General features: G+C 43.8%; 12 protein-coding genes. 9 read left to right on the forward strand and 3 right to left on the reverse strand.

Going from position 1 to position 13,719, the window contains the following annotated elements:
• Positions 1 to 4 precede the first annotated feature (4 nt).
• The 4 genes from JGK16_RS08645 to JGK16_RS08660 all read left to right on the forward strand — a co-directional run bounded on the left by JGK16_RS08645 (position 5) and on the right by JGK16_RS08660 (position 4,144).
• Positions 5 to 964: a hypothetical protein gene (locus JGK16_RS08645; RefSeq protein WP_293190262.1), complete on the forward strand. Its 960-nt coding sequence runs from the start codon at positions 5 to 7 to the stop codon at positions 962 to 964.
• A gap of 207 nt (positions 965 to 1,171) precedes the next feature.
• Positions 1,172 to 2,182 carry a hypothetical protein gene (locus JGK16_RS08650; protein ID WP_293202958.1) on the forward strand — a complete coding sequence of 337 codons (1,011 nt, stop codon included), beginning with the start codon at positions 1,172 to 1,174 and terminating at the stop codon, positions 2,180 to 2,182.
• Between the two features lie 5 nt (positions 2,183 to 2,187).
• On the forward strand, positions 2,188 to 3,888 hold the full coding sequence (locus tag JGK16_RS08655; RefSeq protein ID WP_293190260.1) for a hypothetical protein: 1,701 nt from the start codon (positions 2,188 to 2,190) through the stop codon (positions 3,886 to 3,888).
• Between the two features lie 10 nt (positions 3,889 to 3,898).
• Entirely contained in the window at positions 3,899 to 4,144 is a 246-nt protein-coding gene (locus JGK16_RS08660; protein WP_293190258.1) for a hypothetical protein, read from the forward strand.
• A gap of 225 nt (positions 4,145 to 4,369) precedes the next feature.
• Here the strand turns inward: JGK16_RS08660 and JGK16_RS08665 are convergent, their stop codons facing one another.
• Positions 4,370 to 6,160: a DUF5906 domain-containing protein gene (locus JGK16_RS08665; protein ID WP_293202960.1), complete on the reverse strand. Its 1,791-nt coding sequence runs from the start codon at positions 6,158 to 6,160 to the stop codon at positions 4,370 to 4,372.
• Between the two features lie 125 nt (positions 6,161 to 6,285).
• Here JGK16_RS08665 and JGK16_RS08670 point away from each other — a divergent pair, with 125 nt between their 5' ends.
• On the forward strand, positions 6,286 to 6,549 hold the full coding sequence (locus tag JGK16_RS08670) for a hypothetical protein (RefSeq protein ID WP_293202962.1): 264 nt from the start codon (positions 6,286 to 6,288) through the stop codon (positions 6,547 to 6,549).
• A gap of 81 nt (positions 6,550 to 6,630) precedes the next feature.
• On the opposite strand, the gene JGK16_RS08675 is transcribed toward JGK16_RS08670, so the two are convergent.
• Positions 6,631 to 8,064 carry a site-specific integrase gene (locus JGK16_RS08675; protein ID WP_293190254.1) on the reverse strand — a complete coding sequence of 478 codons (1,434 nt, stop codon included), beginning with the start codon at positions 8,062 to 8,064 and terminating at the stop codon, positions 6,631 to 6,633.
• Positions 8,065 to 8,144: 80 nt separating this feature from the next.
• Positions 8,145 to 9,140 (reverse strand): cytosine deaminase, encoded by a 996-nt coding sequence (locus JGK16_RS08680; RefSeq protein WP_366517155.1) that lies wholly within the window; start codon positions 9,138 to 9,140, stop codon positions 8,145 to 8,147.
• Positions 9,141 to 9,643: 503 nt separating this feature from the next.
• Between JGK16_RS08680 and JGK16_RS08685 the strand changes: the two genes are divergently transcribed.
• From JGK16_RS08685 to JGK16_RS08700, 4 genes are all read left to right on the forward strand, one after another.
• Positions 9,644 to 9,994 carry a hypothetical protein gene (locus tag JGK16_RS08685; protein ID WP_293190253.1) on the forward strand — a complete coding sequence of 117 codons (351 nt, stop codon included), beginning with the start codon at positions 9,644 to 9,646 and terminating at the stop codon, positions 9,992 to 9,994.
• A gap of 107 nt (positions 9,995 to 10,101) precedes the next feature.
• Positions 10,102 to 10,422, forward strand: coding sequence for a hypothetical protein (locus tag JGK16_RS08690; protein WP_293182423.1), 321 nt, complete (start codon positions 10,102 to 10,104; stop codon positions 10,420 to 10,422).
• Between the two features lie 35 nt (positions 10,423 to 10,457).
• On the forward strand, positions 10,458 to 11,540 hold the full coding sequence (locus JGK16_RS08695) for an adenylate/guanylate cyclase domain-containing protein (protein ID WP_293190251.1): 1,083 nt from the start codon (positions 10,458 to 10,460) through the stop codon (positions 11,538 to 11,540).
• A gap of 548 nt (positions 11,541 to 12,088) precedes the next feature.
• On the forward strand, positions 12,089 to 13,342 hold the full coding sequence (locus JGK16_RS08700; protein WP_293190249.1) for a URC4/urg3 family protein: 1,254 nt from the start codon (positions 12,089 to 12,091) through the stop codon (positions 13,340 to 13,342).
• Positions 13,343 to 13,719 lie beyond the last annotated feature (377 nt).

The raw sequence follows: 13,719 nt of genomic DNA on the forward strand, positions 1-13,719 counted from the left end.
GTAGATGACTCAAAAAACATACGGCGTGACGATCGAAAATTCAGCGCTTGCCTTTAGCACCGAAGGGGTTAGTCCAGGCAAATGGCTACAGGACGCTGCATCGCAAGTATGGAATGCGATAAAAAGTGGTGTACAGGCTGCATTAGATTTAGGCAACCGCATGATAGAAGGTGGTAAAGAACTATTTTCTGCAATCATGCGGGGTGACTGGGGAATATTTGGTGACTGGCTTAAAAACGATCCGATTGGAGCTATTAGCGGTGGTGCTGCCGTTGCGGTAGCTGGTTGGTTTGTTGGTAGCGCTACAGGAATCACCGCAGTTGCGTCAGGCGGTATTGCTTCTATGTGGTCAGCATTGGGTAGTGTCAAGATTGGTGGCTTTACCTTGGGATTAATGTTGCCTACGCTTCAACAAGCTATTATAGGAACTACGAATGTTTTATACAATCTTGATTGGCAGCAATCGGATGCTTCAATAATCGCCGAACTAGAAAGTATGTACCTTTCTTTCTTAAACACGGTTGGCGAATCGACAGGCAGAATGCTTGCTGGTTTTGCACTAGGTGGTGGCAAAACCAACCCCAAAATGACCATAAACATTACTGCATCGGCAGCGCTGTGTATTACGGCACAACAGGCGGGTAGTGATATACAAGAAGAGCTGGTCGAGGAGCTAAGTCAACTTGCTAATACCTTTGTCAGGTACGCTCGCAATTTAGCGGCTAAATTAGGTTATATGGAACTTCGCAAATGGGCAAGGAATAACGTTCGTACAGGCATTAAAGGAATCGACGACGCCATTGCTAACTGGGGGCTACAAGAGGGTCAATCATTTACCATTGCTTCTGCAATTGACAACAAAGTAGAAGCCATTACTGAGGAAAATCCTGCATTAGGCAATTTCTTAGAGGGTTTTATAGAAGGTTTTGGGGATGGCTTTTCGGATTTTATTGTAATGACTTAATCTAAAGTAGGCTCCTACTTTAGCTCCCTACTTTGTAAATACATGACACTATCAACTCGGACATTTTCAATTGCACTTAGCTCTACTACTACAAACGTAGTTACGGAAATAGTACACTTCCGCGACGAACCATTACTTACCGGAGAAAAGGCTGCCGTATATCTGGAAGCGTGCTTCTGCAACGTAAGCCTTAAAAGCTTTCAACTCATGAAATTTCCTAATTATGAAGGGGATGAATCAGAAGCAGAAAAGTTAGCAATGTTTACCGCAGCAGAATTAGCAAGTCAGAAAGTTGGTTTGAGGGTCTTGAGTCGGAAAAATAACACTGGGGTATGGCGCGAAAAGGCTGAAATTATTCTTACTAACGCCGGACGCAAATCATATTTCGATTTGCTTATTCCTTATCTAGCAAAAGCTCAGGTGCGGTTACTCGAATACAACGATGCTCTCGGAATCCAACTTATTGACTACGGCAATGGGTTGCTCAAACAAACCGATTTCATAGAGATTGAATTTGCGACTACCGTTGATATTTCAAAAAAAAACGATGATTTTTCAGAATTAAGTGCAAGAATAGCCTCTCTAGAATTGGCATTAGAAGGAAGGCTTGTAAATGTCCCCGCTAATTCGCTGCTTGGCAGAGGTGTTGCTGCGGGGACGGTAGAAAGGTTGACACTGCCATTAGAAACAGATAAAGGGGGGTTCGGTGTTGTCAATACTGGTATATATGGAAGCGTAGCTATTTCAGCTATTCTCAAAAGCGGTTGGGGGGGTATACATTTTCAAGGGGCGTATAATGCAAATTATTTAATGCACAACCCTGCCACAGGGGATATAGGATTTTATGCAGCACAACCCGGTGCTCCTTTCTGGCGTTGGTATTCATCTGCAACAGAGTTTCTTATTTCCCAACCTCTGAAAATTGGGCCCGCTTCCACAGCTATTAAATCAGTTCGATCGCACGCGCAGGCAGTTGACTTCCCTAGCATTGCCAGCCAAGGGTTATTCTCTTTCGATATCCCGGTTGCAGGTGTAACGCTGGGAGCTTATTGTCATGTAGTACCTGTTCTCAATAATGCCAATACAGGTTATTGGGCGCTTACTATGACAGCTATTGTGCAAGTCGCAGGAACGGTTTCAATATTAGTGAAAAACGACACGGCGTCCGCTGTTGATGCTGCACCTTTTTGGATACGCATTTTAATTATGGAATTTTAAGTGCTATGAAAAGAAGTAGGTCAATCAACCTTGATAAAGATAGCTCCCGTCGTCCAACTGAACAAATTGATATGGGGAGCAAGCCGACTCAATTGACACCCGAGGTAGGTAGCCTAGGGGTGTCTGGTACGCGGGAACTTGGTAGCTATGGTGGTATATCAGCAGTGGGTGATGCAGCAGCAGGGATAGCAGAATTAGGAGCACCGGGAGTATCCATCAATATTAATCCTGCTGAACAATCTGCAAAAGCAGAGGTAGACCTAGGTATTAAGCAAGGGTTCGGCGTCAGTTTTGGAGGAGAAATAAAACGTACTCCAACTGGAGTCTCCGTAGAAAATGTTTCTTTTGGTGTTAACGTTTTGGGATTTGGCGTCAACGCTGAAGGTAATGGCAGTGAGTCGAGTAAATTGGGTGTTTCAGCTTTAGGATTTAAAATTGAAGTTGCCAACGACAAAGACGGCAAAACTTCTATAAGATTGGGGTATGAAATACCGGGGGCGAGGGGCGGTGTGACATTTGCTCCCGATGGCGAGAAAGCCATAATAGAAAAGCCAATTGAATTAGACACATCTAAGCCCGATTCTATATCGACTGTTCCGATGCCAACATTTAAGAAAGGAGCGCGGTATTGGGAATGGACTTATGTTGAGGGCTGGTATGAACCTACCTTTCGATATAACCCGCAAACTGGGAAAAGAGAGTTAGTAGCATATTATCGTAAACGGGAAAGTCCTTATCCGCAGTCATTGATAACAGTAGGCAATTGCTTTGGTGAAGACAGCTTTACGCCCACCTTATCGGGGGAGGCTGAGGTGTTCTTCAGGACGGCAAGCGAAGGTACTGACGACCCTAGTAAAGCACTCCAACGCTTTGAACGTTCAAGTGTATATAATGTTTATTGCGCGAATAGTCATACAGGCTGGATGTATACGCAACTCGTCTCAAAATATTATATGAGAGCAGAGACCGACCAGGATTGGACACTTGTTTCCATCACTATAAAACAGATTCGAGAATACGATGCTGTCCCTACCCAACAACAAGTTCCCCAAAACTTGCCCAATTATCCACAAAGGTACAAGCCAATGAATTGTTGCGACAAAGTAGAAGAGATTTACAAATATCTTGGCATCGCCAAAATGAAGAAAAAGTTTAAGGTTGCCAAGCAATTCTTAGTACCAGGCGGTAATGGCAACGAGGAATGTGAGGATTACTACGCGCTATGCGAAGCGCTATTCAGAATGCTCGCCAATGGCTTGATAATCAATCCTGTCAGCAAGCCATTGGGGAGTGAATGGAAAAATGTTAATGCTACTGCTTGGGCGTCTGGCGTTTACGAAATGGTGGCAGAGTCGATGTCGAACGGAGATACCACCCAGAAGTACGAAATTTCATCAATTATGCAGCAAGTTCAAATGATGTCAGCAATTGCAGAACTTAGTCGTAAGGTAGATTTTTTGAGCGAAGCTATCGGCATGACACCTGACTTAGACACAGAGGAATTACCTGTCTGTTTTACGATTCATGAAGCTCATAAAGGTTTTGGCAAAAAACAACCCAAACAAATTGATATCAGCAAGCCGAAAACTGATAATGAGGTAGAGAAAGTTTTGGGGACGATGCTGCAACCTAGTAAGATTCCTATTGTAAAATGGGTGTTCCGCCCCGAATCCATTTCGATCGCAGCGGCATTAAGCAAATTATAGGTACTACATCATGGCTACCAAGAAACCATCTAGCAGCAAACCGAAACCAGGAGGTAAATCCCCCGGTGGCAAGAAAGAGAAGGGTAGCGCTAAGGGAACTATTAAAAATGCCCTAGCATCCAAAATAGAAGAATTAGTGCGGACTAGCGAACTAGATATGATGCTGCAACGGGAAAACTTGGGCTTAGCGCCAAAGGGGGATATGAAGGAATTTATGCAGCCCTTGATAAAAAAGCTGAAGGGGCGTAGACGGTAATATTTTATACGTTGATTATTTACTCAACCGCAATAGCCGTAGTTTTTATCGGTTCTAGTCCAGGTAGTGTAGTATAAATATATACAACGCTTCTCTCTTCGGACTATCTGTATCATTTTTGCTTGGTTTTAGCCCTTGCCTGGTAAGCAAGGGTTTTTTGTTGTGCTTGCACTTTTGAAAGTAGGCGCCTAAAGTAGCGCCCTACTTTACTAAATGAAAGAACACTCAGTCGAGCGCACCTAAAAGCAGGTTCACTAAGTACGGTGATAGTGGTAAGCTATCTTGAATTTCAAGCTGTACGCCGACATATCCTGTTCCAGCTTTGTTCACCTTCACCTTTTCTGATGGACTGTCAAGCACTGTCACAAGCGAATCAACTACGGGTATGGTATCAACAACCTCTGAATCAGTCGTTTCAGCTTTTGGTTCCCCTACCGCAATTCCAGTGAAATAAGCTTGTCCCTTCAGCCCTGCATCAGAATCAGACGTAAACCTTCCCTTACCAATACCAGGAAATATCTCTGCTAGACGTGCAAATAGGTGCTGCGATAGTTTGCAAGGTTTATCCCCAGCAGGCAATTCATCCCATACAGGTATGTTGTTCTGAAATTCAAGAATTCCGTTATCCACGTACCAGGTCTCCAGTAATTCCCATAAATCCTTAACCCGCATTTTGCTGTCAGAATTAGCACTAAAGGTAATACCTTGCTCGTGTATAAACCTGGTTAAGTGATTCGCACTACGGGGTTTCAACTCGCCCTCTGTACCGCCATAGTCAATCCCTTCAAGTAATATTAGTGGCAACCTTTCTAGTAGCTTATTAAGTAGCGCAGGTGCAACATTGTTAGCGATAAAGTCCGCATCATACTTAAACCGTGAGTCTGCTTCTAGCTCATTTTTGCGAGCGTTGGCATTGCGTTTAAAAGTCTTCCTGAACTCAATTACACAGAAGCGACTCGTCAGGGATTCACTGCTTTTTGAGATAGTTGGGAGTTTGTTGCAGTTAGCGAGAAACACACATCTCGGGGTCAAGCCCCATTGTCCAATTCCTTTGTATTCAATGTCGATTGGATCTCCAGTGATTACCTGTTTCAGCCCCTGTAGTTTGTCGATCTCGATGTCACTTGCGCTTTCGCTAGCCCAGTTACAAAGTGAATTCTCAAGTCCAGCAAGGGGGAATTTACGCCCGCTATCATAAACCTTGAAATCAGTTAGTGTTTTCCCAGTCATCCCTTCACCTAAAATACACGCTACAGCAGCACGAAGCGCATCTTTACCATTGTTGCCGTCACCATGCAGTAGCAAGCCCTTTATTCTTCCTATTTTCGCCCTTACTGTTGGCAAACACAGTGCAGCAGCAATGGTTCTCAGAAATATCTCACGCTGTGCTGGTTCCAAACACTCCAAAAGGCGATCGCAATCTGTAGGGTTAATATCGGGGTCATACTTGCTCCCTACAAATGTATATAACTGAGATGAATCATGTGGCACAAGTGAATGAGAGCCGTCAGGATTGATTTTTACAACGCCATTGGCACAATTCAAACCATCAGGATTAATTTCGTTAACCGAGACGCCCAAGCGCTGTGCAGCCCAAGCCAATACGCTATTTGTACTTTCGGGATTAGCGCGCGTACAGATTTCAATCCCCTTCACTTTTTCGATATAACCGTTCAGGTATGTGGATACCCGCTTGACTAGCGGTGCTTTTTCACACTTTTTATAGTGCGTACCTTCAAACCGATAAAAATGGCCGGCAACATTAATGTGGTCATTCTTTCTGAATAACCAATCAAAGGCTTCCTGCTGGTAACTCCGAATTGCCCCGTACGTGAAATCTTCATCAGAAGCGTAATCCTCAACCATTTTCGCGATCGCCTTTTCTGAAGCCGCCAACTCTACCTTAGATTTAGCCTCACTAGCCTCACCGCCTAGAGGCGTAAGGCTTTCTAGGCTCACCGGACTAGCCTCACTAGCCTCACTAGCCTCACCGCCTGCCTCACTAGCTATTGACAAGTGTTGCCTACAGTGTTATTCATATAGATAAGGAAGATTGATGCGCGGTAGAGCGGTTTTTGCAGAACCCCCCTAACCACGGCTTCCCCGAACCGTTAAGAAGCAACAGTCGGAACACAACAATTATGGCATTGCAACGCAAGATTGACAAGCTGAAAGAGCTTGCGAATTCCTTTGGCATTGAAAAGGAATTCGTTAAAGGCTTTGGGAATCTATCCAAGACTTCGACCTGGGAAGCCGCGCTGGCAGCCTTAGGTCATTTCTTGCCTCTAGGCGGTGAGGCTAGTGAGGCTAGTGAGGCTAGTCCGGTGAGCCTAGAAAGCCTTACGCCTCTAGGCGGTGAGGCTAGTGAGGCTAAATCTAACTCTATTTCCCAAGTAGGCTCCTAAAGTAGGGCCTTACTTTGTAAAATGACAGTAGGTACAGGAAAATAGTCAAAAAAATACCCCCTGATTAAAGGGGGTAGGGGGTTACATTGCCTCAACTATCTGTATTGATTCGCTTACCCCAAGGTAATGCCTCAGTATCACGTCTACGCTATTACCGCAGGCGGTGGCTATATGTAATAGCGCGTTGTTATTGTGGGCATTAGCGTGAGCAGTAAGGGTGATGTAGGTATGGCGAGTGTGATATTGCGGTAAGTACCCTCCTATGACGCCTTCCTCAACTAACTGAGTGACTACACCGGGGTAGTAGTAAGTTTTTTCTGTACCATCAGCTAGGGCTCTAGTTTTTTTGAATCCCCGCCATGCCTCTTGTAGAGAGGTGATTGGAATGTATTTACCTTTTTTGTTCGGAAAGCAAAGATTGCTTAAGCTCTCGCCTTTTAGTTGGATCAGCAACTCTCTCAATCGAGAATTGTCACTGAAATAGAATAGTCTTGCCTCGCCCGTTTTGGTCTCTTTTATTTTGTGGGTGGAAGCACCTAATGATTTATTAAAACGAATTAGATTTCTTTCAAAATCTATATCATGCCAACAGAGGGCTAACGCTTCTGATGTGCGACATCCTGTTAGAAAATAGAATTCGATCAAGGCTGCAAAATGAGACTTGTTAGACCCATAAAAAGCCTTGATAATGATGTCGCACTCTATCTTGGTAAATGCGCGTCTATCCTCTTCTAGCGCTTTTTCGTCCGTCACCTCGTGCCATTGTTTCTCTTCCCCATTTACTATTTTGGATGCGTACTTTTGCTGAGTTGTGATAGCAGGTGCGCTGAATTTATCGCTGACAAAAGGGTTTTCGGTTGTGGGATTGACTAGCATACCTTTTGATTTGCAATACTCGAAAGCTAGTCGCAACTCATTGATAAAGTAAGTCTTTCTGTTTATTGTGGTATTTGTGATTGCAAACATCACATTCTGTCCATCGCTTAAGCGTATGTCGCTAATACTCTGGTCGGATTGGACGTGTTGCTTAGTTTGGTTGTTCCATATTTTACCGTAAATAATGTTTGAAAACTGTGTCTGGAAAGTTACTTTAAACGTAGTCTCTTCAATGGTTGTTTCTTTCCACTGAAGGTACGCTTCCCACATCTCGCCTACGGTAATCTCGGGTGTTGTAGCCTGTGCACCTGGCATCTGAAGTACATCAGCTAGCTTGGCATATTTGCCCCCGCCTATACCATATTTAGCAAGGGTAGGGTCAAATAGTTTTTCCCATTCAGGATGGTCTAAATCAGCCTCCATTGCGATGGCAATTTGAGTAGCACGCTTCCAATCCTCAGGGTTGTCTTTGTAACCGTGTCGCCCTAGTGGCAGATACTTGGGTTTACCTTTTAGTGGCTTGCCGTCTAACGCTTCCCATAGCGGACTGTGCCGAGACGGAAACTGTAATCGTAGGGAGCCATGGTCAACTCCAATGGTGATGTCGCAAGCTGTCTGAACTTTGGGTTGAGCTTTCATTGGTGTTTCTCTCCTGAAACTATTGGTTTGTCAAGGTTCTGTGGTTTCTAGATTTTTTCTAGATTTAGTCTAGGTAGACTCTATTTCCCAAGTAGGCTCCTAAAGTAGGGAGCTACTTTCAGTAAGCATAGCATAAGTGTACACCCAGATTGTCTGTCTTGCAGGTAAAGGTTGCACATCGGCAAGCTGACAATGCCAATATTTGCTTCCTTGAGTAATGTCAAAGTTTCTGTTACTAAGTCTGGCGGTTGTACGGCTAAACTACAGCAATGCCCGCAGATTATTTGACCTGCAAATTCATGCCTAATAGCGGTTTTTGCGACTTCTCGCAGTGTCGTTGATTCTGGATCGTCAGTTTCGTCGGTGTGGAAGTCGAGGTTTAAACCGCGTTCTTGGGCTAAGCTAAATACGCGATCGAGTTGTTTGTCTAAATCGGGATTCATGTAGGCGACGCCGCCGAGAATGCCACCGATTTGGGCAATTTTGTCTGCTAATTTTTCGCCCTCGGGTGTCAGGTAATAGTCGAGGGAAACTAGGGAAACTGCTTGCAAAATTAGCCGATCGCGCCATTCGGCCTGCAAGGCTGTAAATACTGATAAACTAACGGTTCCCTGTTCTCCTGCGCTGTCGATGTGAGTGCGGATCGCCTTGGTTCCGTGGGCGTAGCTGCACTGGAGGCCGAACTGCATCCGCCGGTAAACATCCTCTGCATTCCAGTATTTTTGGGCATCAGCGTGCACTGTGTCGATCGCGCTAGCAAACGTTCCATCGGGATTGGGCGATCGTTCCCAGATATGTCCTTTGTCTAAATGCGCGTGCATATCGACAAAACACGGGAAAATTAAGCCGCCTTGCAAGTCTACCATCGGAATATCTGCAAGTTGGGATAAAGATTCTGTACCTGTGGGGATGATTTGGGCGATCGCGCCGTTGGCAATTTCCAGATCCACCAGACAAAAATTGCGATCGGCTGTTGTGGTGATAGTAGACGCTGAATTGGCGATCGATTTCATCTCTAGAAGAGATTCGGGTACGCGACCATTTTTTAGCAAATAATTAGATGTAGCTGGCAACATGAAATTTTCTAGTTAATATTTTATTGAGTTGAGAGTTATTGAAGATGTCTATTGTAGGGGCGCGTATCTGCTAATAATTCATGAAACAATCCAGTGTGTCAATGCTCTCATCCGCCCTCTTCTCCTTAAATGAACTCTATTGGGTTATACAATAACATTATAGCAGCTTTAATGAACATGATATCTGTCAAATTTTGCTGCTGGGATAAGCCCCTCAGGGAGAGCAAAAGTAATCTAAAAATAGACACAGAGATTGCTTTCATAAAAAATCGCGTTCATGTATATAGCGTTATATCGTTGACCGTTACATCGGAATGATTTAACCACAGAGAACACAGAGGACACAGAGTCCGAGAATAGAGAGATGAATCATTCTGATGCTACCGGATTTGGTGTTACTCACTTCGGAAAAAATTAACATTTACCCAAGCATATCACTCGATCTAAAATCTTAAATGAAAAATCCCCATTCCCCAATCCCCAAATCTAAAATCAACTGAGCCGTGTTGCTTTATATTATTGGCAATGTCGTGCATATTTCTGACCCACAGAAGCAGTTGGCGGTACGGGTAGACGATGAATGCAAGGGTTCTGACGTGTTTAGTTCGGATATCTGCACTTGTTGCCGTCCTGATTTGGTACAGGGTATCGAAATTTGCATCCAAACGGCACAATCCGGTAGTTCTGGGGTAATTGTTTACTTCCGCAAGCAAGGCAGAGCTTTGGGGGAAGTAACTAAGTTTTTGGTGTACAATGCCAGAAAAAGGCTGGGAGCATCTCAGTTTTGCATTTATAAGTGCTGTCCCCGCTCGCGAGTTGTAGAATACGCGAGCTCTTGCGTGCTCGCACTATAATAAAAAAATGCTTTTTGCAAAACTGAGATGCTCCCAAAAGGCTCGAAGGTGGCGATCGCCCTGATGACTATTTTACTCGCACTCAATGTGTTGCAGGATTTCAAGATATGCGGTTTCAAGAACTAATGCCAGACGTGCTGCACTGGTTGGGTATCCCTCGCACTGACCGTTTAGTTTCCATGAGCCATCTCAAATACAATGCTATTATCAATTCTGGCATTCAAGTAGTCGATCGCCTCCCCATCCTCGAAGATTGGATTCCCGCAGGCGCACAAGTCGAAATCGTCGCCAAAAAAGCCGCCGCCTACTACACGCCAGACCCTGTGCCAGATGCTACAATTCTTGCAGAAGCGATCGGACGCGATGCCAGGAGATTCAGAAGGCAAAGACACGACTGTTCGGAAACAGTTGCGTCTTTGCCAAATTAAATTTATTACTGGTTTTTGATCAGTCAGGGTAGGTTATGGCTAATTTGCGTTCTACTGTGATCGTAAAAACAGATATTTGCGGATATACCGCCCGAGTTAAAAAATTATCTCAGTCGGACTTAAGTAGTTTGTTGAACGAGCATAAAACTTTTATTTCAGATATTAGTACCAGAAATGAAGGAAGTTTGATCAAAGGCGAAGGTGATTCATTTTGGCTGATTTTTCCCAGCGTCACAGCAGCCGCGATGGCAGCCTTAGAAATGCAGCAAGAATTGAGAACCCAACAATCTAGCAAATCGAACGACGAACGATTGGCTATTCGCGTGTCGATTACCTTGGGAGATGTCTTGCATCAAGATAAAGATATCTTTGGCGATACGGTCAATTTAACAGCGCGTATAGAATCAGTAACTCCCCAGGATGAAATATATTTGTCCCAAGCAGCATGGCTGGCGCTCAACAAAGCAGAAGTGCAAACATCTTTTGTCAATGAGTTTTCCTTGAAAGGGATGAGCGAACCTGAAAAGGTTTACAAAGTTGACCAAAGTTACAAGACGCGAATTGTGGAAAATCAAGCAATAATTAAAGCGGATTTGAGAGGTTTTATTGCTTATCAAGAATCTAATTCTATCAGAGATGTTGAATATTTGCTCACCAACTTTGATACTTTTGAAAAAAACATTTGCGAAGAATACGGTGGCACAATTCGCAGTATTGTTGGCGATTCGCATTTGTTGACTTTCCCAGAAGCTCACTCAGCCCTAGCGGCCATGGAAAGTTTGTGCGAAAATTGGAAACTTTTTATACACGGCCATAAAATACCTTGCGGTTTGTCGGTGGGAGTTGCTAAAGGAAATTTGTATATATTTCGGTCTTGCACTTACGGAAAAGATATTAACATCGCCGACAGGCTGGAAGATTTAAGTAAAATAGTATCTCCGGGTACAGAAAAAAATTCGGTAATAGTTTCAGATCAAATAAAACGCGAAGTTAGTGGCTCGAAGTGGGAATACAAGCTGATCAAAATCGATAAAAATGCGATTTTAGATAATCTGTTAGATTACAGTCAGTTTGACTTTTTTCAGGAAAATGATGTTTACCGATGTTTAGTTGTTTAACACTCGGCTGCCGTTCTACGATAGTTGGTAGTGCCCACGAAAGTCCGCTCCATTTTGCGGACTTTCGTGGGCACGTGCGATCGAATGTAATTACGGTTAATCGATCGGACACGATATAATCCTGTGTCGGGAGATAGTGAGGGAGTTGAACTTTCTGTTGATAGTTTCCCTCTCTGACTGCGTTTATCAAGTCCTAGAAACTCCGCAAAGTTCGATCGACTACTTTCAGGGTATGTTGGGCTATATCAGTATTCAACTATTGATAGTCCTCGTTTCCCTTGCAGTAGTAATAGTTACACTCGTAGCGAAGGTGTTTGCCAGATTGGAAGCAATACTGTCTGACTGTATAAAACCATACACTGTAAAGGTTTTGACTCAACCGACAGAGTTCTCGCAAGGTGTTAAACTCTTTGGTGGCAAGTCCGCGTATCTGATTTTTTGAGTCAGGTACATAGAGCTTTCCCTAGAACTATGGCTAGTCTAGGAAAAGCCTAGCCAAAATGTAAAGCCGATGCTCAAAGCACGGGGTTTCAAACCAAAAATTTTCGATGAAGTTGAATAATATTGAGCTAGAGGCTGTAAAATATCTGAGAACACCAACTGCGATTCGCCAAAAGTGCGATCGGCTTTTTAACTTAGCCTCCGAAAATAAACTCAATTTCTTCTGTGTCGATTTATCCGAACTCGACAAAGCAGCAAATTATGTAATCGACACAACCCGCCAACAGTATCCCGATTTTAATATTCCGTTTCACAGTCAGTGGCGGCATTTTGAAGCCGGCAACCAACCGCGCCTCGCTCAATTCGATGCAGCTTTAACAGAATTTTCAGTCATAGAACAAGCAAAGATAAAATTTGATTTAGCCATTGTCAGCGTTTTACTCGATGCCAGTACCGGCGCAGATTGGCAGTATTGCGAAGCAGAAACCAAAGAAGTTTATCGCCGTTCAGAAGGGTTGGCAGTAGCCACTTTTCGGATGTTTTGTCAGGGTATTTTTTCCAGCAATCCAGATTTTCCTTGGCAAGCCGATTTTCGCGGGCTTTCTCAATTAAAATTAGAAACCTTAGCGGCCGGATTTCAAGTAAGTCGAGACAATCCGCTAGTTGGTTTAACAGGCAGATTAGAATTGTTGCAGCGTTTGGGGAATGCAATTTGCCAACATCCATTATTGTTTGGCAGCGAGAACCAGCGTCCCGGCAATTTGGCACAATACTTGCTTGACAGTCTGGTTTCTGGAGTCAAAACTGTGGATTGTGCTGAAATATTGAGCGCTGTTTTGACAGGTTTTGGGGAAAATTGGCCGGGAAAATATGCCATTGGTGGCGTTAATTTAGGTGAGGTTTGGCGGCATCGGGCTTTGCAAGGAGAAAATCTGGGAGATGAATTTGTGCCGTTTCACCAACTCTCGCAGTGGTTGACTTATTCGCTGTTGGAACCGCTGCAAGAACTCGGTTTGTACGTCGTGGGATTGGACGAGTTGACGGGATTAGCGGGGTATCGTAACGGCGGTTTGTGTTTGGATATGGGGCTGTTACGGGCAAAAGATTCGGCTATTTTTGAGCAGAGGTATTTGCCGGGTTCGGAAGTTGTAGTAGAATGGCGATCGGTCACTGTGATTCTTTTAGATAAAATTGCAGCAGCTATGCGATACAAGCTGGATTTGAGTGCGACAAAATTGCCACTGGTGAAGATTTTGCAGGGAGGAACTTGGGCGGCGGGGCGAAAAATTGCCACAGAATTGAGGGCTGCTGGAGTACCGCCAATTCATATTGAAAGTAACGGGACTTTTTTTAATAGTTGACAGTGGACAGTTGACAGAAGTCAAGCGTGAAGTCAGAAGAAGGAAGGTTCGGAATGCAAGTCCGATGGCACTGAAAAAGTCTAACTGAATTGTTGTAGCAAGGATTTTTTAAAGCTGTATTTTTTTGCCAAGAAATCGTGGTTAAGCGAATTCTAGTTTAATATTAGTCAATATTGATGTTAATTATTAGGTACGTTGTTGCGCTTAAGCGCTCTTTATAATACAATACAGTTTACTTAAGATTGTCCTTATTGCTTTATATCTAAGAAAGAGCGCTCAAGCGCAACTACGTACCTTTATTGCAGTATCTATTTTTCAGAGGAGTTTCACGAATAGCAGTATATTAGTCAACTGTATTGCTTTATATCTAAGAAAGA

The sequence above is a fragment of the Microcoleus sp. PH2017_09_SFU_O_A genome (assembly GCF_020738625.1).
In the GTDB taxonomy this organism is placed as follows: Bacteria; Cyanobacteriota; Cyanobacteriia; order Cyanobacteriales; family Microcoleaceae; genus Microcoleus.